A 576-nucleotide genomic window follows, 5' to 3' on the forward strand; every position below is an offset into this window, starting at 1 on the left:
GATTGCCACCACCACCGTCGATCTGGCCAATCTGGTGGAACAGAACCGCTTTAGCCGCCAGCTGTACTATGCGCTGCACTCCTTTGAGATCGTCATCCCGCCGCTGCGCGCCCGACGCAACAGTATTCCGTCGCTGGTGCATAACCGGTTGAAGAGCTTGGAGAAGCGTTTCTCTTCGCGACTGAAAGTGGACGATGACGCGCTGGCGCAGCTGGTGGCCTACTCGTGGCCGGGGAATGATTTTGAGCTCAATAGCGTCATTGAGAATATCGCCATCAGCAGCGACAACGGCCACATTCGCCTGAGTAATCTGCCGGAATATCTCTTTTCCGAGCGGCCGGGCGGGGATAGCGCGTCATCGCTGCTGCCGGCCAGCCTGACCTTTAGCGCCATCGAAAAGGAAGCTATTATTCACGCCGCCCGGGTGACCAGCGGGCGGGTGCAGGAGATGTCGCAGCTGCTCAATATCGGCCGCACCACCCTGTGGCGCAAAATGAAGCAGTACGATATTGACGCCAGCCAGTTCAAGCGCAAGCATCAGGCCTAGTCTCTTCGATTCGCGCCATGGAGAACAGG

1 protein-coding gene is annotated in these 576 nt (G+C 58.3%); it reads left to right on the plus strand.

Features of this window, described 5'->3' with window-relative positions; genetic code table 11:
- Positions 1 to 547, plus strand: a 547-nt coding sequence (locus ABD481_RS46890; RefSeq protein ID WP_344672369.1) for an AAA-type ATPase lid domain-containing protein, incomplete at its 5' end; no start/stop codon positions are given.
- Positions 548 to 576 lie beyond the last annotated feature (29 nt).

This window comes from Catenulispora yoronensis (genome assembly GCF_039531695.1).
In the GTDB taxonomy this organism is placed as follows: domain Bacteria; phylum Actinomycetota; class Actinomycetes; order Streptomycetales; family Catenulisporaceae; genus Catenulispora; species Catenulispora yoronensis.